We start from the raw sequence: 25,376 nt of genomic DNA, 5'->3' as shown, positions 1-25,376 counted from the left end.
AAATAACAACCAAAATAGTATAAAAATGAAAGCTTTAGTATACAACGGAGAGCATGATATCGCTCTTATAGAAGTTCCAAAACCAGAAATTCTAAAACCAACAGATGCCATCGTTAAGGTTTTAAAAACAACTATTTGTGGAACTGATTTAGGAATTTATAAAGGTAAAAATCCTGAAGTTGAATCAGGTAGAATTCTTGGTCACGAAGGAATCGGAATCATCGAACAAATTGGTGATAGTGTAACCAATTTTAAAGTCGGAGATAAAGTGATTATTTCTTGTGTTACAGTTTGTGGATCATGCGATTATTGTAAAAAACAATTATACTCACATTGTAAAGACGGAAGTTGGATTTTGGGATATATGATTGACGGAACGCAAGCCGAATATGTACGTATTCCGCATGCAGATAATAGTTTATATAAAATTCCAGAAACTATTAGCGACGACAATGCTGTATTAATCAGTGATATTTTGCCAACCGGCCATGAGATTGGAGTTCAATACGGTAATGTAAAACCTGGTGACACAATTGCTATTATTGGTGCTGGTCCAGTAGGTTTATCTGTATTAATTACGGCTCAATTGTATTCGCCATCACGAATTATTATGATTGATTTAGATGATAATCGTTTAGAACTTTCAAAAGAATTAGGCGCTACAGATGTCATAAATTCTGGTTCTAGCGATGCTGTGGCTAAAGTGTTAGAATTATTTGAGGAAGGTGTTGATGTTGCTATCGAAGCTGTAGGTGTTCCTTCAACTTGGGATATTTGTCAGAAAATTATCAAACCTGGTGGATACATCGCTAACGTTGGTGTACACGGAAAAAGTGTAACTTTTGATATCGAAAAGTTATGGATTAAAAACATTACAGTTCGTACAGGATTAGTAAATACCAATACAACTCCAATGTTAATTAAAAGTACTGCTGCAAATAAGTTTAACTTAGATAAAATTATTACGCATCAATTTAAACTTTCAGAAATTGACAAAGCATGGGATGTATTTAAAAATGGTGCTAAAGAGAAAGCCATTAAAGTTATCATCACAAACGATTTAACTTAATTAATTTCACATGATTTCGAGAGTAGATTGTACAGACAAAGCCAAAGAATTAATAGAAACTTTGAAAACAAAACATGGCGATTTGATGTTTTATCAAGCTGGTGGATGTTGCGAAGGAACTCAACCTCAATGTTTCAAAAAAGGTGAATATTATCTTCGATACAAAGATGTTTGTATCGGTACAATTGAAGATTGTGAATTTTGGGTTGATAAAGATTTATTTGAATATTGGAAACATGCACATTTTGAATTAGATGTAATTGATGCTATCGGAGCAGGCGGATTTTCATTAGAAGTTCCGTTGGGAAAAACATTTAAAGTCAATTATCGTGTATTTTCACAAGAAGAAATTGATCAATTAGAAGAAGTAAAAATCAATTTATAACAAAACAGCCATTAGCATTGCAAATGGCTGTTTTTATGATTAAAACTTGAATTAAATCTTAGTAAAATTCGTCAATTCGAGTGATTTTATGTCATCCTAAGCTTGTCGAAGGATAATAAAATAGTATCGAGAATAGAATTTTATTATCTGAATCTTATCCTAAAGTTTCGATAATTTTATTGATACGAGCAATCGTTTCGTCTTTTCCTAACATTGCCATAATTACAGGAACATCTGGTCCTTGTAATGCACCAACTAAACTTAATCGTAAAGGCATTCCGATTTTTCCGAATCCAATTTCTTGTGCAGTTACGAAATCAGCCATTGCTTGGTGTAACGTTTCAGCATCAAATTCAACACCGTTTAAAACTTCAATAAACTTCGTTAAAATCTCTGTTGAATCTTCTTTGAAAGCTTTTTTAGCTGCTTTTTCATCGTAAGATGATGGAGCTATATAAAAGAATTCACCTTGTGTGTAAATATCTTTAACGAAATCAGCTCTTTCTTTCAGTAATTCAATTACTTGAATATTTAAAGTCGAGTTAGCCTCTACTCCATTTACTGCTAAAACTTCTTCAAAAGCTGGTAATAATTCCTCAGCCGATTTTTGTTGTAAATATTGGTTATTGAACCAAGTTGCTTTGTCTGGAGAAAAACGGGCTCCTGATTTTGAAACTTTTTCTAAAGAGAATTCTTGGATTAATTCATCCATTGTATAAATCTCTTTATCCGTTCCAGAACTCCATCCTAATAATGCTAACATATTGATTACAGCATCTGGGAAATACCCTTCTTCTTTGTAACCTTTTGCAACACCTTCTTCCGTTTTCCATTCCATTGGGAATACTGGGAATCCGTGTTTGTCACCGTCACGCTTGCTTAATTTTCCTTTTCCTTCTGGTTTAAGAATTAATGGTAAATGAGCAAAACGAGGCGCTTCCCAACCGAAAGCATCGTATAATAATTCATGTAATGCCATAGATGGTAACCACTCTTCTCCACGAATAACGTGTGTGATTTCCATTAAATGATCATCCACAATATTTGCCATGTGATAAGTTGGCATTCCGTCCGACTTAAATAAAACTTTATCATCTAAAGTTGATGCATCAATCGATATTTTACCACGAATTAAATCGTCTAATAAAACAGTTCTTGTATCATCAATCTTGAAACGAACAACATAAGGTGTTTCAGCATCTAATAAAGCTTTTGTTTCTTCTTCACTTAACGATAAAGAGTTTTTTAAAGCTCCACGAGTTGACCAGTTGTAGATAAATGTTTCTTTATTTTCTTCAGCTTTTGCACGTGCTTCGTCTAATTCCTCAGCCGTATCAAAAGCGTAATAAGCTTTTCCGTTTGCTAATAATTCTTCAATATATCCTTTGTAAATTTCTTTACGTTCTGATTGTTTGTAAGGTCCTAATTCTCCTCCAAAACCTACTCCTTCGTCTGGAGTTAATCCTAACCATTTAAGAGAATCAATAATATATTGTTCAGCACCTTCCACAAAACGTGTTTGGTCTGTATCTTCTATTCTTAATAAGAATTTCCCGTTATGATGTTTTGCGAAAAGATAATTGTATAACGCCGTACGTACTCCTCCAATATGTAATGCACCAGTTGGACTCGGCGCAAATCTTACACGAACTTCTTTTGCCATTGATTTGAATCTAAATTTTATGCAAAAATAAGGTCTTCAATAGAATAATAGCTGATTATTTTAATAATATTCTTATTTTTTATCTTCGTTTTTAGAATAATAATTTATTCTTAACGAATTTTATCACAATTAATAACCACAAAAATGAAATTATACACAATAGAAACCGGAAACTTTAAACTGGACGGAGGTGCTATGTTCGGAATTGTTCCGAAATCAATTTGGAATAAAACTAATCCAGCTGACGAAAAAAACTTAATCGATCTTGGAATGAGATGTCTTTTAATTGAAGACGGAGATAGATTAATCTTAATCGATACCGGAATCGGAAATAAACAAGACGATAAATTCTTTAGTTTTTATTATTTATTTGGAGATTTTTCTCTTGATATTTCTCTCGCAAAACATGGATTTAATCGCGATGATATTACTGATGTTTTCTTAACTCACCTACATTTTGACCATTGTGGCGGAGCGATAAAATATAACGCAGAAAAAGATTTTTTAGAACCTGCTTTTAAAAACGCTACATTTTGGACGAACGAAAATCATTGGGATTGGGCAGTAAATCCAAATCCGCGTGAAAAGGCTTCCTTCCTAAAAGAAAACATTCTTCCGATGCACGAAAGTGGTCAATTAAAAATGTTATCACTTCCAAAAGTAGGCGAAGATAGAATCACCAATACACCATTAGGATTTGATGTTTTATATGTCGACGGACATACCGAAAAACAAATGCTTCCGATGATTATGTACAAAGGAAAAAAGATTGTTTTTGTTGCTGATTTAATTCCAACTGTTGGCCATATTCCTTTAATTTATGTCATTGGATTTGATACTCGTCCATTGATTACAGTAGAAGAAAAAGGAAAGTTTCTAGAAGAAGCTGTAGAAAATGATTATATCCTATTCTTTGAGCATGATTCTATTCACGAATTAGCAACTTTAAAACGTACCGAAAAAGGTATTAGATTAGATGAAACCTTCTCATTTAGTGAAGTTTTTGGATAAAATACACCTTTAAAGGCGAACGTAATATAAATCATAAAACAGAACTTTTTTTTTTTACCTTTGTGTTGTCATTTTAAAAATTAGAAGCATGGCTTGTGGATCTTGTGGAACTTCTAGCAGTGGCCTTCCGAAAGGATGTAACAATAACGGTGCTTGTGGCACTGATGGATGTGGAAAACTATCAGTTTTCGATTGGTTAGCTAACATGAAATTACCAAATGGGCAACAACCATTTAATTTCGTTGAAGTTAGATTCAAAAACGATCGAAAATTCTATTATAAAAACGAAAATAATATTTCGTTAAACGTAGGCGATATTATCGCTGTTGAAGGATCTCCGGGACATGATATCGGAATTGTTACACTTACGGGTGAGCTGGTTAGAATCCAAATGAAAAAGAAAAATCTTTCTTGGGAAGGTGAAGATATTAAAAAAGTATATCGTAAAGCGAATCAGAAAGATGTAGAAACTTGGCAAGAGTTTCGTGAAAGAGAAAAACAGACAATGATTGATTCTCGAATCATGGCTAAAAACCTTGATTTAGAGATGAAAATTTGTGATGTTGAGTATCAAGGAGATGGTGCGAAAGTAACATTTTATTATACTGCTGAAGGACGTGTTGACTTCCGTCAATTAATCAAAGAATACGCTGGAAAATTTGGTGTAAGAATTGAAATGAAACAAATTGGTTTCCGTCAAGAAGCAGCAAAAATCGGTGGAATCGGATCTTGTGGACGCGAATTATGTTGTTCTACTTGGTTAACTGATTTCCGCTCAGTAAGTACAGCAGCAGCTCGTTACCAACAATTATCAATTAACTCTCAAAAGTTAGCTGGGCAATGTGGTAAACTGAAATGTTGTTTAAACTTTGAGTTAGATTCTTACTTAGATGCATTAAATCATTTTCCTTCAATCGAAAGTAAATTCGAGACAGAAAAAGGATTTGCACATTGTGTAAAAATTGATGTTTTCAAGAAAGAAATGTGGTTTGCTTACGAAAAAGGAAGCGTTTTATGGTATAAATTCTCAACAGAAGATATTCAAGAATTCTTACAAATCAATAAAAACGGTGCTAAAACTGAATCGTTAGAAGATTTAGCTAAATCCGTGATTGATAATAAACCAACTTTTGGAGATGGTATTGAAGAGGATTCATTAGAACGTTTTGAACGTAAAGAACAACAAACAAAACGTAAACGTATTAAGCCAAAAAGAAAGCCTAATACTAACGAAACTGTAAATGCGTCTAACGCAAAACAAAATACGACTGAAGTTAAGGAAAAGAGTAAAAATCCTAATCAACAGAAAAGGAATCCTAATCAACAACAAAAAAGGAACCCTAACCAAAACAATCAGCGTACAAACAAAAATCCTAATCAGAATCAACAAACAAAACCTCAGCAAAATCAGCTAGAAGGTAATGCCCCTCAAAATTCTGAAGGACAAAAACAAAATCCTGTAAAGAAGAAGAATCCTAATCAACAGAAAAGGAATCCTAATCAACAACAGAAACCTCAACAAAATCAACCACAAAGGCAGCCTAAAGAGCAACCTCAAGGTCAAAATATTGAGCAAAAAAACACGAATCCTGCAGGTGAAGAAAATCAACCAAATGGACAAAAACCTAAAAACAAGAATAAAAAAAGATTTAATCGTGGACCGAAACCAGATAATTCGAAACAGTAGTTTTTTATTGATTTTGATGTTCTTATTCACAGCATGTGAATCAAAACATTATTACCAAGAAACAAAAGATTTAAAAGGCGAATGGTCTAGCAAAAAACCAATAGAATTTACTTTTGATGTTAAGGATACAACCTTATCTAAAGTAAATATGGGCTTTGTTTTTAGAAATAATACCGATTACGAATATAGTAACGTTTACTTGTTTACGAAGTTTATAGATCCTAAAGGAAATGAAATGATTGATACTTTACAGTACTACATCGCAAATCCTGATGGAACATGGATTGGTAAAGGAATGAACACGAAAGAAATGTTATTGGTTTATCGTGAAAATTTAGCTGTAAAAGATACCGGTAAGTACAAATTAAAAGTATGGCATGGTATGCGTACAGATAAATTAAAAGGAATTGAAGATATCAGTTTGATTGTTGATCAAACCGCTGATTAATTATAAAAATGGAAAACAAAAACAATACAAAAAAAGTAACTAAACCAGATAAGAAGAAGAAATCTTTTTTAGGAAGAATCGTTACTCTTATTTGGATCGGATTTTTTGCTGTAATTCTTGGAATTACAGGTACTTTTTGGGCTGCTTCTAACGGATGGTTAGGTGAAATTCCTAATGTACGTGATTTAGAAAATCCAGACATTTACGTATCGTCAGAGATTATTTCTTCTGATGGTGTGCTATTAGATCGTTTCGAGACTGAACGTCGTACTCCAGTAGATTATAAAGATCTACCTCCACATTTAGTTGATGCTTTATTAGCTAAAGAAGATGTACGTTTCTTCGAACATCCTGGTATTGATGCAAAAGCTGCGATGCGTGCTGTTACCTCTGCCGGTGAAGCTGGTGGTGGATCTACAATTACGCAACAATTAGCAAAACAATTGTATACAAAAGATCCTTCTTCAAACGTATTAATGCGTGGTTTACAAAAGATTAAGGAATGGGTAACATCTGTACAGTTAGAAAAATTGTACACGAAAGAAGAAATTATTGCGATGTACTTCAATAAATTCGATTTCATTTATGGAGCGAAAGGAATTGAATCTGCATCTAAAGTTTACTTTAACAAAACAACAAAAGAATTAGATGTTGTTGAGTCAGCTACCTTAGTTTCTATGTTCCAAAATCCTGTTGCTTTTAATCCATTAAAATATCCTGAGGTTTCTAAAGAAAAACGAAACTTAGTGATTGACCAAATGGTTAAATACAATAAAATATCTTCTGCTGAAGGTGATGCGTATAAAGCAAAACCATTAGTTACAGATCGCCAATACATTTCAGCTCAGGACGAAACATATTCTGCATATTTCAAAACAGCTTTACGTAAAGAAATTGAAGAATGGTTAGTAGAGTACGAAAAAGAAACAGGTAAGACATATAATCTTGATAAAGATGGATTAAAAATCTATGTTACATTAGATTCTCGTATGCAATTAATGGCCGAAGACGCTGTTAAAAAGCATTTAAAAGGAATTCAAGAAAGATTCTTTGCAGAACAACGTGGACGTAAGATGGCTCCTTTCTACAATATTACAGAAACTAAAAGAAATTCATTATTAGATCAGGCTGTAAAACGTACAGATTTATACAAAATGATGAAGGAAAACGGAAGTTCGGATGAACAAATTAATTCTGCTTTCAATACACCTCGTGATTCTGTAAAATTCTTTACTTGGGAAGGTATTAAATACATGAAAGATCAAACTTTGATGGATTCTATTATCTACCACAAGCACATTTTACAAGCAGGTTTAATGTCAATGGATCCAAAAGATGGAACGATTAAGGCTTGGGTTGGTGGTATTAACTGGGATTACTTCAAATACGATCACGTAAAACAAGCGCGTCGTCAGGTTGGTTCTACTTTCAAACCATTTGTTTTTGCAACTGCTATTAATCAGTTAGGATTAACACCATGTCATACAATTTCTAATGATCGTATACCAGGTAAATGGTCTCCACGAAATGCAAACGGACGTTACGGAGGTTCTCAATCTTTAAGAACTGCATTAGCACAATCTACAAACGTTGTTGCTGCCCGTTTAATTATGCAAACTGGTGAAGAAGCCGTTATCCAAATGGCGCGTGATTTAGGGGTTGAATCTCCAATTACAAAAGACCCAACAATTGCATTAGGTTCTGCCGATCTTTCGTTATACGAAATGGTTGGTGCTTTAAGTGCTTTTGCAAATGGAGGTATTTATATCAAACCACAGTTAATCTTAAGAATTGAGGATAAACAAGGAAAAGTAATTCGTGATTATACACCAACAACGCGTGAAGTCGTTAATGAATATGTTGCTTACACCATGATTGATTTAATGAAAGGTGTTTCTGATGGAGGTACTGGTTCTTGGATTAGAACTAAATACGGAATCACTTCTGAAGTTGCTGGTAAAACAGGAACTACAAATGAAAACTCTGATGGTTGGTATATGGGATTAACTCCAAATTTAGTAACTGGTGTTTGGGTTGGTAACGAAGATCGTGCTGCGCACTTTGGTAGTACAGCGAACGGTCAAGGAGCCGCTACAGCCTTACCAATTTGGGCGTATTACATGCAATCAGTTTATGCAAAAGGAAATACATTTGGTGTATTAGCTAGCGATAAATTCGAGAAACCTGCTGATATAGATCAACGTTGGGATTGTTCATCTTTAATGGGATTCCATCAATATAATCAAGTTCATAACAACGAAATTATTGAAGGAACTGGTGAAGCTTTAGATCATGACGCACCTGAACCTACTCCAAATGGAGAAGCAATTATAGAGCAATAATAACTTTAAGATAAATTAAAAGCGACCTAAGTACTTAGGTCGCTTTTTTTATTCATTCAAATTATCTCTATCACTTACGTGGTAATCTCTCATTAAATTTCTTCGTTGTTCATCCAACAACTCTTCTTCTTGTTTTCGCTTCTTTTTAATGTAAGCTGAAATTTGCTTGTACGTAATATAAATCATTAACGCAACTAAGCCGATAATCAGAAATAACTGAATGTTTTCCAAAACATTTAGAATTTTTTCATCTACCATAGCTTTTTCCATTAACTCTCTGTCAATAGATGCCTTAGTTATTTCTTCTGGTTCTACTTCTGTATTTATCATAGAAAATTATTCAGTCTTAAATTTATGAAAATACCATTAATCAAACAACAACAAATCGTATCTTTGCCATCCTATAGATTATCAATCAAATGTGTAAAACTAATAGATATACAATTACGGCTGCGTTACCATACGCAAACGGACCGTTACATATCGGGCATATGGCAGGAGTTTATGTTCCTTCTGACATCTTTGCGCGTTACTTAAGAAGAAAAGGAAAAGATGTAGCATTTATAGGTGGATCAGACGAACACGGTATTCCAATTACAATTCGTGCGAAAAACGAAGGTGTTACACCACAAGATATCGTAGATCGTTACCACGAAAATATTAAAACTACATTAGATAATTTCGGAGTTACATTCGATATTTATTCTCGTACAACTTCAGATAAACACAGAGAAGTAGCTCAAGATTTTTTCAAAACTTTATACAATAACGGAAAGTTTACAGAAGACGTTACAGAACAATATTACGATGAAGATGCTAAAGAATTTTTAGCTGATAGATACATTCGTGGAGAATGTCCTAAATGTCAAAATCCAGACGCATACGGTGATCAATGCGAAAAATGTGGGTCTACATTAAGCCCAGAAGAATTAGTTAATCCTCGTTCTGCTTTATCTGGAAATACGCCAATTCGTAAAGAAACTAAAAACTGGTATTTACCATTAGATCAATACCAAGATTTCTTAAAAGAATGGATTATTGACGGACACAAAAATGATTGGAAATCGAATGTTTATGGACAAGTTAAATCATGGTTAGATGATGGTTTAAAACCTCGTGCAATGACACGTGATCTTAACTGGGGAATTCCAGTTCCTGTTGAAGGAGCTGAAGGAAAAGTAATGTACGTTTGGTTTGATGCTCCTATTGGATATATCTCTTTCACGCAAGAATGGGCTGAGAAAAACGGAAAAGATTGGAAAGATTACTGGCAAAATGAAGAGACTAAATTAGTTCATTTCATCGGTAAAGATAATATCGTTTTCCACTGTATTATTTTCCCAACAATGATGAAGGCTCACGGTGATTACATCATGCCAGATAATGTACCTGCAAACGAGTTCTTAAACTTAGAAGATGATAAAATTTCTACTTCAAGAAATTGGGCAGTTTGGGCACACGAATATTTAGAAGATTTCCCAGGTCAAGCAGATACTTTACGTTATGTATTAGCAGCAAATATGCCTGAAAATAAAGATAACAACTTTACTTGGAAAGATTTCCAAACGAAAAATAACTCAGAATTAGTAGGTATTTTAGGAAACTTCATCAACCGTGTAATGGTTTTATCTCACAAATATTACCAAGGTATCGTTCCTGCTAAAACTATGGAATTTGAAGAAGTTGCTCAAATCAAAGGATTCGCTACTCGTATCGGTGAACACATCGAGAAATACGAATTCCGTGCAGCTTTAACAGAGTACATGAACTTAGCTCGTTTAGGAAATCAATTCTTACAAGCGCAAGAACCTTGGAAAAAAGGTGATAATCCTGAAGAAGTGAAAGGAATAATGAATGCAGCTACTCAAATCGCAGTTGCTTTAGGACAATTAGCTGAACCATTTTTACCATTTGCATCAGAAAAAATGTTACGAATGATGAATGTAGAAAAAGCAGATTGGAATACTTTAGAATCTACAGATGAATTTGTGACTGAAGGTCATCAATTAGGTGAATCTGAACTTATTTTTGGTAAGATTGAAGACCAAGCCGTAGAAGCTCAAATTAATAAATTACAAGAAAGTAAAGTAAAAAATAATATGACTAATCCAAATGCAGAACCTCAAAAAGAATTAGTTTCTTTTGATGATTTCCAAAAAATGGATATACGTATCGGAACAATTTTAGAAGCGAAGAAAGTTGAAAAAGCAGATAAATTATTCGAATTAAGAGTTGATACAGGAATGGATGTACGTACAATCGTTTCTGGTATTGCAGAACACTTTACTTTAGAAGAAGTTGTAGGAAAACAAGCGATGGTTTTAGCTAATTTAGCGCCTCGTAAAATTCGTGGAATCGAATCGCACGGAATGTTATTATTCGCAGATAAAGCTGATGGTAAATTAACTTTCGTTAATCCAGAAGAAGAAACGCCAAACGGTGTTCAAGTTGGATAATATTTCTTTGTAAAAAGTAAAACATATTAATATAAAGCCACTTCGAATGAAGTGGCTTTTTTATTTAGAATTTTATTTTCTTTAAACAATAAGAAATATAGTATTTTAGTTAAAATATTTATCGATGCCAAAAATACTTTTCAGTTTAATTCTTTTTCTCTTACACGTATACACATTTTCTCAAGAAACTAAACTTTTTGGTAACTGGATACTTGTCCGAACTTTATACGAAGATTTTAAACCACTAGAAATTAATCATCCTGATTATTCACAATCATTGATTTATGAAATTAAAGAGGATTATTTCAAAGTAAATGGTGTTAAAAATGAATTTGTAGAATTTAAAAATGGACAAATTAATTATCCTTTACAAACGATCAATTATAGTTTTAAAGATGGTTACTTAATTACTCAAATTAAAGGGAGTAATTTAAAACACTTCTTTTTAAAACGTGAGGATTTATTAAAAAAACACCCAGATTTTGTTCCTTCAGTTTCAGAAAATACGGATTATATTTATGATAATGGCATCGCAAATTATTCTTTTGAACAAAATGTTCCACTAGAAAGTTATTTAATTCGTGAATTAAATGAAATTGGAATTAGTCAAAAAAATAAAGAATTTCAGATAAAATTTATTTTGAATTCTTTTAACAAGATTGAAAATATTCAAATCTCTCCTTCTACGAAGTTTGATCAAACAATTTCTAATTTATTAATAAAATCAGAAACTTATTTCAAAAACAATACAATTCATAACTTATTTATCGAAACTAAAATTAATTTAGATCTACTTGGAAGTTTTTATTTAAACTCTACAATTAGAACGATTAAAGATAAAATTGAAGACAATTATAACAACAATAACTTTAAAAAAGTTGTAGAATTATCTCCTTCTTTTGAAAAAGCAATTAAAGATGAAAATTCTGCACAACTATTGATAAAATCAACAAAAAAACAAATAGCGATTTTATATTTAGCTTTAGACTACAAAGAAACTGCCTGTAATAAGTTTTATGAAATAGGTAAACTTTCAGATTTTAGTGTAAGAAATTATATTTTAGATTTTTGTAAAAAATAGACCGTATCTCATTAATAGTCGCTTTTTTATTGTAAATGTTCTTTTGAACGTTGTTCGTTAATCGTATTCATATCGTTATAACCTTGATTAAAAGCTGATTTTGCTTCTTCCCAATTCAGTAGCGCATCGATTGCTATATAGGCTATAATCAAAACTACAAGAACGATTAATACCTTTTTAAAACTAATTTCTTTCATAAACTATATTCAAATTCTATTTCATGTAAAATAGGAATTCCATCATATCCAAACATTGGAATTTGAGGTTTTAATAAACGAGCTTCTTCAATCGCATTGAAATGAATGTTTACCATTTTCCATCCTCTTTTTTGATAAAATCTTATTGCATGGCAATTATCATTGGATGTAATTAACCAAATACGGTCTAAATATAGATTTTTAAAATAATTTAAAGTAAAATCTAACAATTTTGTTCCAATACCTTTTCCTTCATTAAAACTATCCAAAGAAACAATTTCTGCCTGTTTATTTATTATATTAAAAGTTAATAAACCTATAATTTCTTTATCAACAACAGCAATAATCGACTCTAAATTTTCAACAAAATGCTTTTGATTCTTTGAAATCATTATATCAGAATTCCATTCTTTGATAAAAAGTTCCTTTACAATATTCTTTTCCTCTAAAAGTGTTAATCTTATTTCCATAACTTACAACAAAGGTGCTAATAATCTACAAATTGAAGCAAAAGCACGTCTATAAATTGGTTGATTTTTCCATAAATTATAAGTTAAAATAGATGAATCTACTTTATCTATTTCGAAATGTGAATTCAATTCTTTTATAAAATCAACATCATGGATCACAGTCGTAATTTCAAAATTAATATAAAAACTTCTATTATCTAAATTTACAGTTCCAACAAAAGCAATATCCTCATCTATCGAAATCGTTTTTGCATGAATAAAACCTTTCTCGTACAAATAAACTTTTAAACCTTGTTTCATCAATCGAATAAGAAACGACATTGAAGCTTCTTGAACGATTATCGAATCACCTTTTTTAGGTAAAATTAATTCAACTTCTACCCTTCTATTTATCGCGATTTTCAATGCAGACTCAAACTCTTCACTTGGAATAAAATATGGTGTTGTTAATCTTACTTTTTTCTTTGCTAAAAAGATGGCTAAAATCATTGATTCAACTGCTGATTGTACTTCAGATCCAGGCGAAGTAAATGCAAAACCAACTAACGATTTACCAATATTATTAGGTTGAATTGGAAGATAATCGTAATCATTTACAATAAATTTTTCTCCTGAAACCATAGCCCAATTCATCCAAAAACGAAGTTGTAAAAAATTGACTGCATCACCTTCTATCATTACAGAAGTATCTCTCCAATACAAATCAAACTTTCCGTTATTAATGTATTTATCAGATATATTAATTCCTCCGATAAAAGCAGTTTTTCCATCAACAATCAGAATTTTTCTGTGATTTCTAAAATTAGAATCAGCCAATGAGTTGAAATGAACAGGTAAAAAAGTTTGGTAGTTAACATTCGTATTCTCAAACCTTTTTAAAGCATTTTTATTGAATTTAGGCGACCCAAAATCATCTGTTGTAATACGAACAATAACACCTTCTTCAGACTTCTTAATTAATAAATTAATAATTTCGTTACCTATATCATCTTCATTAAAAATATAATATTCTAAATGTATGTGATGTTTTGCATTTCGTATTGCGTCTAAAAACTTAGGGAATTTTTCTTCACCATTTTTTAATAAAGTCACCTTATTATTAAGCATTGGCGGAGACGAATAAGTATGATTAAGTAATTGAAAAACTTCTGATTGTACACCTACATTCTCTCGAATAAAATCAAATTCAGCTTTTGAAAATAGATTAAAAGAATCCCAATTTCGTTTTATCTCTAATGTACTTTTTATATCTAAAGATTTAAAATACTTTTCTTTTTTAAACTTTTGCCCAAAAAAATAATACAATATTATCCCAACAATTGGTATAAAAATAATGACCAAAATCCAGGCTTTTGTTTTCGTTGGATTTCCATTTCCTAATAAAATTGTTGTTAAAACTCCTCCATATATCAACAAAAGTGGAATCCAATACCATTGCTGTAAAAATTCCCAAATTTGTAGTAACACTCTACTTATTTCCATTGATTCAAAAAATATTTTAAAATTAAATTTAATTTTATATCTATCATAATCAATACTATAAAACAGATTAATTAAAAATTATAAAAAATATTTCATAAAACATTTGGATTAATCAAAATTCGATGCGTATATTTGCAGTCCCAATTAAGAAGGTGCCTTAGCTCAGTTGGTAGAGCAAAGGACTGAAAATCCTTGTGTCCCTGGTTCGATTCCTGGAGGCACCACTTTCTTTAAGAAACCTCAAGCAAATTGTTTGAGGTTTTTTTTATTTAAAATTAAAAAAATACTAAACATAAGTTTAAAGGGAAAAAATCTTTAACTTGCAGATAAGTTAAAACTCATGTTTTAATAAAATACAGAATAGCATATGGAAATTGGCAATAGACCTTGGGGTACATATTTTGTCTTGGAAGACGAAGCTACACATAAAGTTAAACGCATCGAAGTTAATGTAGGTGGTCGTTTATCTTACCAGTACCACCAACACAGAGCTGAAGTTTGGACTATCGTTAAAGGTACTGCAAAAGTAACTTTAGACGATGTTGATACTATCTACAACGCTGGAGAAGTTGTAATTATTCCATTACAAGCTAAACATAGAATCCAAAATATTGGTGAAGAAACTTTAATTTTTATTGAAGTTCAACACGGTACATACTTCGGAGAAGAAGATATCATCAGAATTGAAGACGATTATAATCGTGGAAACGATTAACCTATAAAACTAACTACTCCTCTTAACTCTATAAAAAGTAAAAACTATGAAAATTGGAATTACATTTAGTGCTTTTGATTTATTACACGCTGGGCACATCAAAATGCTAGAAGACGCTAAAGAACACTGCGATTATTTAATTGTAGGACTACAAACGGATCCAACATTAGATAGACCAGAAAAAAATAAACCTACACAAACTGTAGTAGAAAGATACATCCAATTAAAGGGATGTAAGTTTGTAGATGAAATTGTTCCTTACGCAACTGAACAAGATTTAGAAGACATTTTAAAATCTTTTAAAGTTGATGTTCGTATATTAGGAATTGAATACCAAGATAAAAACTTTACAGGACGTGAGTATTGCGAAGAAAAAGGAATCGAGTTATATTACAACTCAAGAGATCACCGTTTTTCAAGCTCTGGATTAAGAAAAGTTGTCGCGGAAAAAGAACAAATGAAACTTTTAAAGAAAGCATAACAAAAAAAAGGATTGAAATTAATTTCAATCCTTTTTTTTATTTTAAATACCATTCTAAAAATACATACCAAATTGCCATTGTTAGAAATGATAATGGAATTCCAACTCCAATCATCATATTAGCTAATCTTGGTTTTAAACCATATTGCACCGCAACAATAGCTCCTGTAATCATTGGCGGCATTGCTGCTTCCATTATAGAAACTTTTATCGGCAATCCATCTTGTTTAAATCCTAAACAATAAATTAAAAAACAAAACATTGGCCAAATAAATAGACAATAGAATAGTCCTAATGCTAAAAACTTCCAATGCTTGCTTCTTCTTTCAATTTTTAGTTGAAAACCAACTGATACTAATGCTAAAGGACTAACAGTTGCCATTAATTTCCCCAAAACATCCTTTATTTCTGTTGTAAAGTGAATATTCAACATCAACATAGCTAAACCTACTAAAAAGGCTATAAATGGCGGAAACTTGATTAAAATAATTAGAATCAATTTGAAACTCTTCTCTCCTTTTGAATAACTCATTGCAGTTAACATTCCTAAACTAGACAATACGACCACAGTTCCTGGAATATCAACAATAATTAATGTTTTTATACCTTCATCACCGTACAGTGCCTGTATTACTGGAATACCAACAAAAGAAGTATTCCCTAGACCTGCTGTCAAAAGCAAACAGCCAATCAATTTATTAGACCATCCAAAATACTTTCCAAGAGGAATAAACAACAATGCTGCGAATAAAAATCCAATGTACGCAACAGAAGCTGGGAACAATAAATCCCAACTCAACTTAATTTCAGGCAAATGATACAAAGCCATCGCCGGTAAAGAAATGAATAAGACAAATTGATTTAAAACAACATGTGTATTCTTAGGGAAATTAGGTAATCTTTTGATTCCTAAACCAATAAATAAGCAGAGAAATAATAATATAATGCTTGACACAAGGTTAGAATTTTGATTAAAAATACATCATAAATGGCTGAAAAGCTTGATAAAACCTAAGAATTTTATTTATTTTTCTAAATCAAAATTTCATAATTAAGATTATATCAAAACGTTGTACCTTTGCAGCATGTCAAATTTAGTTGCAATTGTAGGAAGACCAAACGTTGGTAAATCAACTTTCTTCAACCGATTAATCCAAAAAAGACAGGCTATCGTAGATGATACTTCTGGTGTTACACGTGACCGTCACTATGGAAAATCGGAGTGGATTGGTAAAGAATTTACCGTAATTGATACCGGAGGGTATGTCGTTGGTTCAGATGATACCTTTGAAGAAGAGATTCGTAAGCAAGTAGAATTAGCTATCGACGAAGCAAATGTTATTTTATTCGTTGTAGATAATCAAGCTGGTTTAACGGACATGGATAAGGAAGTTGGCAACCTTTTAAGACGCACTAAGAAGCCTACATTCTTAGTTGTGAACAAGGTTGATACTAACAAAAATTTACACGATACTTACGAGTTTTATAACTTAGGTTTCGAAAAAATGCACACGATTTCTGCAATGACAGGATCGGGTACAGGTGAATTATTAGATGAAGTAGTTGATTGTTTTGAAGACGTAGTTTACGAAGATCCATACGAAGGTTTACCTCGTGTAACAATCGTTGGACGTCCAAACGCAGGAAAATCTACTTTCATTAATGCTTTATTAGGTGAAGAACGTAACATTGTTACTGATATCGCCGGAACAACTCGTGATTCTATTGAAACACTTTATAACAAATTCGGGCAAGAATTCGTCTTAGTAGATACTGCCGGAATGCGTAAAAAAGGTAAAGTAAGTGAGGATTTAGAGTTTTACTCTGTAATGCGCTCTATCCGTTCTATCGAAGAATGTGATGTTTGTGTTTTAGTTGTAGATGCTACACGTGGTATTGAAGCTCAGGATTTAAATATCTTATACTTAGCTGAAAGAAACAAAAAAGGTGTAGTTATCTTAATCAACAAATGGGATTTAGTTGAGAAAGAAACAAATACGATGAAAGAATTTGAAGATCAAATCCGTAGACGTATCGCTCCTTTTAACGATGTTCCAATCTTATTTATTTCTGCGTTAACAAAACAACGTGTACACAAGGCTGTAGAAACATTTATACGTGTTTTCGAAAACCGTACGCGTCGTATTCGTACAAGTAAATTAAACGAAATTATGTTACCTATTATCGAGATTACTCCTCCTCCAGCAATCAAAGGAAAGTATATTAAGATTAAGTATGTAACACAATTACCTACAAAAACACCTCAGTTTGCATTCTTTGCGAACTTACCACAATATGTGAAAGAACCTTACAAACGTTTTATTGAAAATCATTTAAGACGCGAGTTTGATTTCTCAGGTGTTCCAATCGAAATTTATTTTAGACAAAAATAATTCATCAGCCATTCCGAAAGGGATGGCTTTTTTTATTTTAATTGATAGATGATGAAAAATAAAGACATAAAAAAACTCATCAATTGCTTGATGAGTTTTATTTTGTGACGTTGGCAGGATTCAAACCTGCAACCTCTTGAGCCGTAATCAAGTGCGCTATTCAGTTGCGCCACAACGCCATTTGAAAGAGAGAACGTTTGTTCTTTAATTCGAGTGCAAATATAAGTCAGTTTTATTCAATAATCCAAGTTTTTTTATATAAATTTTTAAAACAAATTATTAATCTACTTTAAATCAAAAGATTATTAAATAAAATAATTTCAATTTTATAATTTTCTTAACTTGTTCCTCATTAATTAAGGGATTATAATGATTAGAAAAATAGTTTTCGCCACGATAATTACATTTACATTTAGTTGTAAACAATCAGAAAAAACAACAGATAATAGCCAAAAAACTGATTTTAAATATGCTAAAAATATCTCGTTTTCTGAAGATGAACATACAATCACAATTGAATCAAACGGGAATGTAACTTCTTTCAATAAAAATGAGCTTCCAATTACTAATGTAATGGTAGAAACAACTGCCGGAATTGCATATTTAAACGAATTAGAAGCACTTTCTGCAATAAAAGGTATTGTTGATCCAAACTATATTTATAATCCTGAAATAGTCTCTAAAATCAAAAATAAAGAGGTTTTAGAGATTGGTAATATGAATGAATTATACCTTGAGTTGATTCTTCAACAAAAACCTGAACTAATTATCGCCAGTACAAATCCAATTTTAGCAAAATATCATCAACAATTGGAGCAAAATGGAGTCAAAATTCTTTACATCAACGAATATTTAGAACACGAACCATTAGGAAGGTTAGAATATTTAAAAGTATTTGGAAAGATTTTAAAGAAAGAAGAAATCGCAAATCAACGATTTGAATCAATTGAAAATAAATATGATTCGATTAAAACTATCATTCAAACCCAAGGAAATGGAAATGTAACAACCTTAATGAACACAATGTTTGGAGATGTTTGGTATTTACCTGCAAAAAATACTCTGCAAGAAAAGCTTATAAACGATGCTAAAGGGAATTATATTTTTAATAAAAAACAATCAGACAACGCTTTAAATTTATCATTTGAGGAAGTTTATGCAGAAGCTAAAAACGCTACGCATTGGATTAATCCTAGTTACAATTCTTTAGCACAAATGAAGGCTTCTTATCCAAATTATTCTTGGTTTGAGGCCTATAAAAATGGAAATGTATATAACTCGAACAAAAGAAGTAATGCCAACGGAGCGCAAGACTATTTTGAACAAGGTATTATTCGACCTGATATTATTTTGAATGATTTAGGTAAGATTTTTTATCCCGAACTTTTTCCGAATTATGAATTATACTTTTATCAACAATTAAAGTAAGATGAATACTATAATTCAAGAATTTGAAAACCAAACATTAAGAAATTTAAACTTTTCAATTTCTAATCTTCAAAAAGATAAAGAATGTGAAGAATATTTTGGCTATAATTTTAAAATAAATGAACAGATATTCAAATTTAGAAAAGCAAAAATAACACCTAAAAAAGTTGGGCAGTTTGTAACTTTATGGAAAAGAAATGATCAGAAAATAACTGAACCATTTCACGAAAATGATGGTATTGATTATGTTATCATAGCTACAGAAGATGATTCTAAACTTGGATTTTTCATCTTTCCGAAAGCAATTTTGATTGAGAAAAATATATTTTCTACCGAACAGAAAGATGGGAAAAGAGGATTTAGAGTTTATCCTAATTGGAGTATTCCAACAAATAAACAAGCCCTGAAAACCCAAAATTGGCAATTAGATTATTTTATTGAAATCATTAACAACAAAACTGATTTAAAACAAGTTAAATCAATATTAAAAATTAAAAAAGGAGCTTAAAAGCTCCTTATCTATTATTTTTTGAATTCGATTAGAATAATTCAGATTTGAATTGCTCTAAGAAACGAACATCATTTTCTGTATATAAACGAATATCTCCAATTTGGTATAATAATAAAGCAATACGCTCAATTCCCATACCGAATGCGTAACCAGAATAAACTTCTGGATCGATATTTACATTCTTTAAAACGTTAGGATCAATCATACCACAACCCATAATTTCTAACCATCCAGTACCTTTTGTCATACGGTAATCTGTTTCAGTTTCTAATCCCCAGTACACATCAACTTCAGCAGATGGCTCTGTAAATGGGAAGTAAGAAGGACGTAAACGGATTTCTGATTTACCGAATAACTCTTGTGTAAAGTAGCTTAATGTTTGCTTTAAATCTGCAAAAGAAACACCTTTATCGATGTATAAACCTTCGATTTGGTGGAACATCATGTGCGAACGAGAAGAAATCGCTTCGTTACGGTAAACACGACCTGGCGCTAAGAAACGCATTGGAGGTTCATGATTTTCCATGTGACGAATTTGTACAGACGATGTGTGCGTACGTAATACGATATCTGGATCTTTCTCGATGAAGAATGTATCTTGCATATCACGCGCTGGGTGATATGTTGGTAAGTTTAAAGCTGTAAAGTTATGCCAATCATCTTCAATTTCTGGACCTTCAGAAACTCCGAAACCAATACGTTTAAAAATCTCTAAAATTCTGTTTTTAGTAATATTGATTGGGTGACGAGAACCTAAAGTAAATGGCTCGCCTGGACGAGTTAAATCTAATCCAGCATCAGTAGTTCCTTCAGATGAAGATTCATTTTTAAGAACTGTAGATTTTTCTGTTGCTAATGTTTTTAATTCATTTACAACTTGACCAAATTCTTTTTTCTCTTCGTTTGGAACTGCTTTGAATTGCGCAAACAAATCATTTAAAATCCCTTTTTTACCTAAAAATTTAATTCTAAACTCCTCAATTTCGGCAGGATTCGTCGAATGGAAGTTTTTTACTTCTTCTATATATTGTTTGATTTGGTCAATCATAATTATAAATACAATTTGACTACAAATTTAACAATTATTCAACTGAATAGACAAGTTTTAACAAGGATAAACGCAAATAAAAAATCCTTTCGGGCCGAAACCTGAAAGGATTGTATCAAAAACCTTCTAAAAAGATTAAACCATAGAAATACGTAACGTATTTGTGATTCCTTTCTCAAAAGCAGGCATTGCATTTAAATTTAAAATATAATCTCCGTAATCTACATAACCATTGTTTTTAGCTAAGATATTTACCTCAGTTACAGTTTGGTCTGTTGATGTATCACGTGGATCGTAATTAATAGATTTTACACCCCATAATAAATTCAGCATACGATTAATGCGTACACTTGGATTAAAAACTAAGATAAACGCATTAGGACGATGAGATGAAATTTGGAAAGCTGTATAACCTGAATAAGTTAATGTAGCAATCGCTTTTGCATCTGTATGTGAAACCATTTTAGCAGCATTGTAACAAACGATATCTGTAACGAAACGCTCATTTTTTACTTTTGGCTTGTGTTCTGGAATTCTAATGTGATTATCATCTTCTACAGTTTGTAAAATCTTAGTCATCTTTTCAATAACCTGAACAGGGTACATACCTACAGAAGTTTCTCCTGATAGCATTACAGCATCTGCACCATCAAAAACTGCATTTGCAACATCTGAAACTTCAGCACGAGTTGGAGTTAAACTAGAAATCATTGTTTCCATCATCTGTGTAGCAACAATAACTGGTTTACGAGCCAATTTAGCTTTATCGATTAATTCTTTTTGAGCTTTTGGTACGATTTCGAAAGGAACTTCAACTCCTAAATCTCCACGAGCAACCATTAATCCATCTGAATGAACTAAGATATCATCAATGTTTTCTAAAGCTTCTGGTTTTTCAATTTTAGAGATAATCGGAATTTTAAAAGAAGCATGTTCTTTAATAAATTCTTGTAAATCTACCACATCTTGTCCTGAACGAACGAAAGATAATGCGAACCAATCTACTCTATTTTCGATTGCAAAAACTGCATCTTCTTTATCTTTTTCTGTTAAAGCAGGTAAAGAAATTTTAGTATTTGGTAAGTTTACTCCTTTTTTTGAACGTAATGGTCCACCTTGAATTGTTTCAGCCTTTACGATATCTGTACCGTTAGTTTCTACAACTTTTAAGATTAATTTTCCATCGTCAATTAAAATATTTTCACCTACTTGCACGTCTTGAGCAAACTTTTTATAAGTCATAAAAACTTTTTCGTTTGTCCCAATAACATCTTCGTTAGTAAATGTTAAAATATCTCCAGGATTAATTACAAAATCCTCGTGTTCCATTTTACCTATACGTAGTTTTGGACCTTGTAAATCGGCTAAAATCGCTGTATTAAATCCGAATTCTTCATTTAACTGATGAATCGTATTTATTTTATTTTTTACATCTTCGTAATCTGCATGCGAAAAATTGATACGAAATACATCCGTACCTTTTTTCATCATTTCTAAAATTACTTCACGACGTTCTGTTGCTGGACCTAATGTCGCTACAATTTTCGTCTTTTTAAGATAGTTTTTGTCGTAAACCATATTTTCCCTTTTTTTTGCACACGTTTATTATTTAAAATATCAATCGATCAGCTTCGCTAATGTCATCGATATCATAAATTTCAATATTATCTATAAAGTTATTGGTTTTGAAAGGAATTTTCAAATTATCAATATCATCTTCCCAACCAGTAATCTTTAAAATGTAGTTACAATTTTTATACCTAGAAATTAAAGGAAAATCTGCCGGAAATAATTGAGTTAAATCTACTTCATTATTTTTAAAAACCGTATCTGATGGGCGATTTTTAATAATATGATAATCTATTTTATTATGATCATCATACCAATGATAGCTTGAAAAAAAGAATTCTTGTTGATTAATTAAGAAATCGAAATCTTTAATACGTTGAAAACTAGTATCAAAATTAAGATTTAGGTGATATATAAATTGAAAGGAATCTTCGAATGAAGAATTGACTCCTACTAATTGAAAATCGATAAAATCATCTAATAAGAGATATTCAGCCATTCAATTATATATTTTCTATTTTCTTTTGTAGCGTATAATAAGCTCTCTTCGAAGCGCTTTCTTCAGCTTTTTTCTTTGATGTTCCTCTTCCTTTAGAAATTACTTTATCATTTAAACGAATTACAGACACAAAGACTTGTAAATCTTCTGCATTTTGTTCTTCAAAAGTATTGAATCTTAGCGTATTTCTTGTTTTTTGACTCCATTCCAAAATCAGTGATTTATGACTTGTAATGGTAGACTCTAAACGATCTAAATCCGCGTAAGGGTCAATAATTTTTATTTTGATAAAATCTTCTACAGCCTTAGCGCCTTTATCTACATAGATTGCACCAACTAAAGCTTCCAACAAATCACCATTTACATCTTCTCCAAGATTTGCATGGTTATTTTTGGGTTCTAAATAATTAAGTAAACCTAATTGTTTTGATATTGAATTTAATTGTTTTCTAGAAACAATTTTAGAACGCATTTTGGTTAAATAACCTTCCTGCTGTTCTGGAGCTTTGTAGTACAGGTGTGTAGCGGCAGAAGCGCCAAGTAATGCATCTCCTAAAAACTCTAATCTTTCAAAATTTATACTATTCCCTTTATCATCTTTTTTTTGTGCCGACCGGTGTGTAAACGCTTCCGTAAAAACATAGATATTCTCTGGATAATATCCTAAAATAGACTTTAAAAAATCAAATAAAGGCCCTTGAGCTGCTAAATCAGCTCGTTTTTTTTTAAAAGAAAATAAATTTTTAAAGAAAAACATTACTTATACTTCTTAAATATCACACATGCATTGTGTCCACCGAATCCAAATGTATTGCTTAAAGCGTAGTTAATAACTTTCTCTTTTGCTACATTGAATGTGTAATCAATTTTTGGATCTAGATTTTCATCATCCGTAAAGTGATTAATTGTTGGAGGAACAATGTCGTTTTTAACTGCACAAATAGCTGCAATAGCTTCAACAATACCAGCTGCACCTAATAAATGCCCTGTCATTGACTTTGTAGAGTTAATTTGAATATTGTAAGCTTTTTCACCAAATAATTTAGTAATCGCTTTTGATTCTGCTATATCTCCTAATGGAGTTGATGTACCGTGCATATTGATATGATCAATATCTTCAAGTGCAATACCTGCATCTTCTATAGCATTCTTCATCACATTATATGCACCTAATCCTTCTGGATGTGGAGCTGTTAAGTGATGTGCGTCGGCAGATAAACCACCTCCTGCTAATTCTGCATAGATTGTTGCTCCACGAGCAATTGCATGTTCGTACTCTTCAAGAATAATACATCCACCACCTTCTCCCATGATAAATCCATCACGATCTTTGTCGAAAGGACGAGATGCTGTTTTAGGATCATCATTACGAGTAGATAATGCGTGTAATGCATTAAACCCACCGATACTAGATTCTGTTACTGCTGCTTCTGATCCACCTGTAACAATTGCATTAGCTTTTCCTAATTGGATTAACATAAATGCATCAATAATTGCGTTAGTAGATGAGGCACAAGCTGAAACAGTTGTATAATTAGGTCCCATAAGACCAAATTCCATTGAGATATGACCTGGAGTAATATCTGCAATCATTTTAGGGATGAAGAATGGATTGAAACGAGGCGTTCCATTTCCAGTTGCGTAGTTAGTAACTTCTTCTTCGAAGGTTTTAATACCTCCAATACCTGATCCCCAAATTACACCTATACGTTCTTTGTTCACATTAGCATCTTCTAAAATACCACTGTGTTTTATTGCTTCTCTAGCTGCTACAAGACCTAATTGTCCGCAACGATCTAGTTTACGAGCCTCTTTACGGTCGAAGTGATCTTCTAAATTGAAGTTTTTAACCTCGCATGCAAATTGAGTTTTGAATTGAGAAGCATCAAATAACGTAATAGGCGCAGCGCCACTTACGCCATTTTTCAACGCTTCCCAGTATTCTGGGAAAGTGTTTCCAATTGGAGTAAGCGCGCCTAAACCTGTTACTACTACTCTTTTTAATTCCATATAAAGAATAAGGAATTATTACTTGTTTAAGTCTTCGATGTATTTAACAGCTTGACCTACAGTAGAAATTTTCTCAGCTTGATCGTCTGGAATTTGGATATCAAATTCTTTTTCGAATTCCATGATTAATTCAACTGTATCTAATGAATCAGCTCCTAAATCGTTAGTGAAGCTTGCTTCTAGAGTTACTTCGCTTTCGTCAACTCCTAATTTATCTACGATAATTGCTTTCACTCTTGATGTAATGTCAGACATAATATTCTATTTTTAATTGTTGTAAACTATTGCAAAAATAAAAAACTTAAATGATATCCAAGTTTTTTTTTATATGCATGCATAAGAACCATTAAATATATAACTTTTTTTGATTTACGAAAACGTTTAAGTTAATGACAAAAATCAAAATTTTAATACTATATTTTCATTAAATT

Annotated in this window: 25 protein-coding genes and 2 tRNA genes; 14 read left to right on the top strand and 13 right to left on the bottom strand. The window is 31.8% G+C overall.

Features of this window, described 5'->3' with window-relative positions:
* Window positions 1-25: 25 nt before the first annotated feature.
* Both EAH69_RS04120 and EAH69_RS04115 read left to right on the top strand, forming a co-directional pair.
* Complete coding sequence (locus tag EAH69_RS04120) at window positions 26-1,069, top strand: zinc-dependent alcohol dehydrogenase family protein (RefSeq protein WP_121933921.1); 1,044 nt, start codon at window positions 26-28, stop codon at window positions 1,067-1,069.
* A 10-nt stretch (window positions 1,070-1,079) separates the two neighbouring features.
* Window positions 1,080-1,454, top strand: coding sequence for a DUF779 domain-containing protein (locus EAH69_RS04115; RefSeq protein ID WP_121933920.1), 375 nt, complete (start codon window positions 1,080-1,082; stop codon window positions 1,452-1,454).
* Window positions 1,455-1,608: 154 nt separating this feature from the next.
* On the opposite strand, the gene gltX is transcribed toward EAH69_RS04115, so the two are convergent.
* Entirely contained in the window at window positions 1,609-3,117 is a 1,509-nt protein-coding gene (gltX, locus tag EAH69_RS04110; protein WP_121933919.1) for a glutamate--tRNA ligase, read from the bottom strand.
* Between the two features lie 144 nt (window positions 3,118-3,261).
* Here gltX and EAH69_RS04105 point away from each other — a divergent pair, with 144 nt between their 5' ends.
* The 4 genes from EAH69_RS04105 to EAH69_RS04090 all read left to right on the top strand — a co-directional run bounded on the left by EAH69_RS04105 (window position 3,262) and on the right by EAH69_RS04090 (window position 8,605).
* On the top strand, window positions 3,262-4,128 hold the full coding sequence (locus tag EAH69_RS04105) for an MBL fold metallo-hydrolase (protein ID WP_121933918.1): 867 nt from the start codon (window positions 3,262-3,264) through the stop codon (window positions 4,126-4,128).
* Between the two features lie 88 nt (window positions 4,129-4,216).
* Window positions 4,217-5,815, top strand: a complete 1,599-nt coding sequence (gene ricT, locus EAH69_RS04100; RefSeq protein WP_121933917.1) for a PSP1 domain-containing protein — start codon at window positions 4,217-4,219, stop codon at window positions 5,813-5,815.
* A gap of 16 nt (window positions 5,816-5,831) precedes the next feature.
* On the top strand, window positions 5,832-6,263 hold the full coding sequence (locus EAH69_RS04095; protein WP_230466700.1) for a gliding motility lipoprotein GldH: 432 nt from the start codon (window positions 5,832-5,834) through the stop codon (window positions 6,261-6,263).
* A gap of 8 nt (window positions 6,264-6,271) precedes the next feature.
* Entirely contained in the window at window positions 6,272-8,605 is a 2,334-nt protein-coding gene (locus EAH69_RS04090; protein WP_121933915.1) for a transglycosylase domain-containing protein, read from the top strand.
* Between the two features lie 48 nt (window positions 8,606-8,653).
* On the opposite strand, the gene EAH69_RS04085 is transcribed toward EAH69_RS04090, so the two are convergent.
* Complete coding sequence (locus EAH69_RS04085; protein ID WP_121933914.1) at window positions 8,654-8,935, bottom strand: hypothetical protein; 282 nt, start codon at window positions 8,933-8,935, stop codon at window positions 8,654-8,656.
* An 89-nt stretch (window positions 8,936-9,024) separates the two neighbouring features.
* On the opposite strand from EAH69_RS04085, the gene metG reads away from it, so the two are divergent.
* Together metG and EAH69_RS04075 are read left to right on the top strand one after the other, a co-directional pair.
* Window positions 9,025-11,061, top strand: coding sequence for a methionine--tRNA ligase (gene metG / locus EAH69_RS04080; RefSeq protein ID WP_121933913.1), 2,037 nt, complete (start codon window positions 9,025-9,027; stop codon window positions 11,059-11,061).
* Between the two features lie 124 nt (window positions 11,062-11,185).
* Complete coding sequence (locus tag EAH69_RS04075; RefSeq protein ID WP_121933912.1) at window positions 11,186-12,142, top strand: hypothetical protein; 957 nt, start codon at window positions 11,186-11,188, stop codon at window positions 12,140-12,142.
* 26 nt (window positions 12,143-12,168) lie between these two features.
* On the opposite strand, the gene EAH69_RS13910 is transcribed toward EAH69_RS04075, so the two are convergent.
* From EAH69_RS13910 to cls, 3 genes are read right to left on the bottom strand one after another with little or no spacing between them, the layout of a single operon-like run.
* A complete protein-coding gene (locus tag EAH69_RS13910; protein WP_230466699.1) occupies window positions 12,169-12,339 on the bottom strand; it encodes a hypothetical protein in 171 nt (56 codons plus the stop codon).
* Window positions 12,336-12,809, bottom strand: coding sequence for a GNAT family N-acetyltransferase (locus EAH69_RS04070; protein ID WP_121933911.1), 474 nt, complete (start codon window positions 12,807-12,809; stop codon window positions 12,336-12,338). The genes EAH69_RS13910 and EAH69_RS04070 overlap by 4 nt, the downstream gene beginning before the upstream one ends.
* 3 nt (window positions 12,810-12,812) lie before the next feature.
* Window positions 12,813-14,291, bottom strand: coding sequence for a cardiolipin synthase (gene cls, locus EAH69_RS04065; RefSeq protein WP_121933910.1), 1,479 nt, complete (start codon window positions 14,289-14,291; stop codon window positions 12,813-12,815).
* Between the two features lie 151 nt (window positions 14,292-14,442).
* Between cls and EAH69_RS04060 the strand changes: the two genes are divergently transcribed.
* From EAH69_RS04060 to EAH69_RS04050, 3 genes are all read left to right on the top strand, one after another.
* Window positions 14,443-14,515, top strand: a tRNA-Phe gene (locus EAH69_RS04060).
* A 143-nt stretch (window positions 14,516-14,658) separates the two neighbouring features.
* A complete protein-coding gene (locus EAH69_RS04055; protein WP_121933909.1) occupies window positions 14,659-15,006 on the top strand; it encodes a phosphomannose isomerase type II C-terminal cupin domain in 348 nt (115 codons plus the stop codon).
* 46 nt (window positions 15,007-15,052) lie between these two features.
* Window positions 15,053-15,487 (top strand): adenylyltransferase/cytidyltransferase family protein, encoded by a 435-nt coding sequence (locus EAH69_RS04050; protein WP_121933908.1) that lies wholly within the window; start codon window positions 15,053-15,055, stop codon window positions 15,485-15,487.
* A 37-nt stretch (window positions 15,488-15,524) separates the two neighbouring features.
* On the opposite strand, the gene EAH69_RS04045 is transcribed toward EAH69_RS04050, so the two are convergent.
* Window positions 15,525-16,442: an AEC family transporter gene (locus EAH69_RS04045; RefSeq protein ID WP_121933907.1), complete on the bottom strand. Its 918-nt coding sequence runs from the start codon at window positions 16,440-16,442 to the stop codon at window positions 15,525-15,527.
* A 130-nt stretch (window positions 16,443-16,572) separates the two neighbouring features.
* On the opposite strand from EAH69_RS04045, the gene der reads away from it, so the two are divergent.
* The gene (der, locus tag EAH69_RS04040) at window positions 16,573-17,880 is read left to right on the top strand and encodes a ribosome biogenesis GTPase Der (protein WP_121933906.1); all 1,308 of its coding nucleotides are present in this window, start codon (window positions 16,573-16,575) and stop codon (window positions 17,878-17,880) included.
* 105 nt (window positions 17,881-17,985) lie between these two features.
* Here the strand turns inward: der and EAH69_RS04035 are convergent.
* Window positions 17,986-18,059 (bottom strand) — tRNA-Arg (locus EAH69_RS04035).
* 190 nt (window positions 18,060-18,249) lie between these two features.
* Between EAH69_RS04035 and EAH69_RS04030 the strand changes: the two genes are divergently transcribed.
* Both EAH69_RS04030 and EAH69_RS04025 read left to right on the top strand, forming a co-directional pair.
* On the top strand, window positions 18,250-19,308 hold the full coding sequence (locus tag EAH69_RS04030) for an ABC transporter substrate-binding protein (protein ID WP_121933905.1): 1,059 nt from the start codon (window positions 18,250-18,252) through the stop codon (window positions 19,306-19,308).
* A gap of 1 nt (window position 19,309) precedes the next feature.
* Window positions 19,310-19,816 (top strand): MepB family protein, encoded by a 507-nt coding sequence (locus tag EAH69_RS04025; protein WP_121933904.1) that lies wholly within the window; start codon window positions 19,310-19,312, stop codon window positions 19,814-19,816.
* Between the two features lie 31 nt (window positions 19,817-19,847).
* On the opposite strand, the gene pheS is transcribed toward EAH69_RS04025, so the two are convergent.
* The 6 genes from pheS to EAH69_RS03995 form a co-directional block, all read right to left on the bottom strand.
* A complete protein-coding gene (gene pheS, locus EAH69_RS04020; protein WP_121933903.1) occupies window positions 19,848-20,867 on the bottom strand; it encodes a phenylalanine--tRNA ligase subunit alpha in 1,020 nt (339 codons plus the stop codon).
* A 135-nt stretch (window positions 20,868-21,002) separates the two neighbouring features.
* Window positions 21,003-22,445, bottom strand: coding sequence for a pyruvate kinase (gene pyk / locus EAH69_RS04015; protein ID WP_121933902.1), 1,443 nt, complete (start codon window positions 22,443-22,445; stop codon window positions 21,003-21,005).
* Between the two features lie 31 nt (window positions 22,446-22,476).
* Complete coding sequence (locus tag EAH69_RS04010) at window positions 22,477-22,935, bottom strand: IPExxxVDY family protein (RefSeq protein ID WP_121933901.1); 459 nt, start codon at window positions 22,933-22,935, stop codon at window positions 22,477-22,479.
* Window positions 22,936-22,939: 4 nt separating this feature from the next.
* On the bottom strand, window positions 22,940-23,692 hold the full coding sequence (locus tag EAH69_RS04005; protein ID WP_121933900.1) for a ribonuclease III family protein: 753 nt from the start codon (window positions 23,690-23,692) through the stop codon (window positions 22,940-22,942).
* Window positions 23,692-24,945: a beta-ketoacyl-ACP synthase II gene (fabF, locus tag EAH69_RS04000; RefSeq protein WP_121933899.1), complete on the bottom strand. Its 1,254-nt coding sequence runs from the start codon at window positions 24,943-24,945 to the stop codon at window positions 23,692-23,694. Before fabF ends, EAH69_RS04005 begins: the two co-directional genes overlap by 1 nt.
* Before the next feature lie 18 nt (window positions 24,946-24,963).
* Window positions 24,964-25,200: an acyl carrier protein gene (locus EAH69_RS03995; protein ID WP_019975541.1), complete on the bottom strand. Its 237-nt coding sequence runs from the start codon at window positions 25,198-25,200 to the stop codon at window positions 24,964-24,966.
* Between the last annotated feature and the right edge of the window lie 176 nt (window positions 25,201-25,376).

The organism is Faecalibacter macacae (genome assembly GCF_003687725.1).
Classification (GTDB): domain Bacteria; phylum Bacteroidota; class Bacteroidia; order Flavobacteriales; family Weeksellaceae; genus Empedobacter; species Empedobacter macacae.
The sequence above is the reverse complement of the archived record's forward strand: the minus strand, read 5'-3'. Positions and strand labels throughout refer to the sequence as shown.

What these genes read in the sequence shown, in the direction of transcription:
- EAH69_RS04120 (WP_121933921.1), top strand. Translation starts at nt 26, where the DNA reads ATGAAAGCTTTAGTATACAACGGAGAGCATGATATCGCTCTTATAGAA.
- EAH69_RS04115 (WP_121933920.1), top strand. Translation starts at nt 1,080, where the DNA reads ATGATTTCGAGAGTAGATTGTACAGACAAAGCCAAAGAATTAATAGAA.
- gltX (WP_121933919.1), bottom strand. Translation starts at nt 3,117, where the DNA reads ATGGCAAAAGAAGTTCGTGTAAGATTTGCGCCGAGTCCAACTGGTGCA.
- EAH69_RS04105 (WP_121933918.1), top strand. Translation starts at nt 3,262, where the DNA reads ATGAAATTATACACAATAGAAACCGGAAACTTTAAACTGGACGGAGGT.
- ricT (WP_121933917.1), top strand. Translation starts at nt 4,217, where the DNA reads ATGGCTTGTGGATCTTGTGGAACTTCTAGCAGTGGCCTTCCGAAAGGA.
- EAH69_RS04095 (WP_230466700.1), top strand. Translation starts at nt 5,832, where the DNA reads ATGTTCTTATTCACAGCATGTGAATCAAAACATTATTACCAAGAAACA.
- EAH69_RS04090 (WP_121933915.1), top strand. Translation starts at nt 6,272, where the DNA reads ATGGAAAACAAAAACAATACAAAAAAAGTAACTAAACCAGATAAGAAG.
- EAH69_RS04085 (WP_121933914.1), bottom strand. Translation starts at nt 8,935, where the DNA reads ATGATAAATACAGAAGTAGAACCAGAAGAAATAACTAAGGCATCTATT.
- metG (WP_121933913.1), top strand. Translation starts at nt 9,025, where the DNA reads ATGTGTAAAACTAATAGATATACAATTACGGCTGCGTTACCATACGCA.
- EAH69_RS04075 (WP_121933912.1), top strand. Translation starts at nt 11,186, where the DNA reads ATGCCAAAAATACTTTTCAGTTTAATTCTTTTTCTCTTACACGTATAC.
- EAH69_RS13910 (WP_230466699.1), bottom strand. Translation starts at nt 12,339, where the DNA reads ATGAAAGAAATTAGTTTTAAAAAGGTATTAATCGTTCTTGTAGTTTTG.
- EAH69_RS04070 (WP_121933911.1), bottom strand. Translation starts at nt 12,809, where the DNA reads ATGGAAATAAGATTAACACTTTTAGAGGAAAAGAATATTGTAAAGGAA.
- cls (WP_121933910.1), bottom strand. Translation starts at nt 14,291, where the DNA reads ATGGAAATAAGTAGAGTGTTACTACAAATTTGGGAATTTTTACAGCAA.
- EAH69_RS04055 (WP_121933909.1), top strand. Translation starts at nt 14,659, where the DNA reads ATGGAAATTGGCAATAGACCTTGGGGTACATATTTTGTCTTGGAAGAC.
- EAH69_RS04050 (WP_121933908.1), top strand. Translation starts at nt 15,053, where the DNA reads ATGAAAATTGGAATTACATTTAGTGCTTTTGATTTATTACACGCTGGG.
- der (WP_121933906.1), top strand. Translation starts at nt 16,573, where the DNA reads ATGTCAAATTTAGTTGCAATTGTAGGAAGACCAAACGTTGGTAAATCA.
- EAH69_RS04030 (WP_121933905.1), top strand. Translation starts at nt 18,250, where the DNA reads ATGATTAGAAAAATAGTTTTCGCCACGATAATTACATTTACATTTAGT.
- EAH69_RS04025 (WP_121933904.1), top strand. Translation starts at nt 19,310, where the DNA reads ATGAATACTATAATTCAAGAATTTGAAAACCAAACATTAAGAAATTTA.
- pheS (WP_121933903.1), bottom strand. Translation starts at nt 20,867, where the DNA reads ATGATTGACCAAATCAAACAATATATAGAAGAAGTAAAAAACTTCCAT.
- pyk (WP_121933902.1), bottom strand. Translation starts at nt 22,445, where the DNA reads ATGGTTTACGACAAAAACTATCTTAAAAAGACGAAAATTGTAGCGACA.
- EAH69_RS04010 (WP_121933901.1), bottom strand. Translation starts at nt 22,935, where the DNA reads ATGGCTGAATATCTCTTATTAGATGATTTTATCGATTTTCAATTAGTA.
- EAH69_RS04005 (WP_121933900.1), bottom strand. Translation starts at nt 23,692, where the DNA reads ATGTTTTTCTTTAAAAATTTATTTTCTTTTAAAAAAAAACGAGCTGAT.
- fabF (WP_121933899.1), bottom strand. Translation starts at nt 24,945, where the DNA reads ATGGAATTAAAAAGAGTAGTAGTAACAGGTTTAGGCGCGCTTACTCCA.
- EAH69_RS03995 (WP_019975541.1), bottom strand. Translation starts at nt 25,200, where the DNA reads ATGTCTGACATTACATCAAGAGTGAAAGCAATTATCGTAGATAAATTA.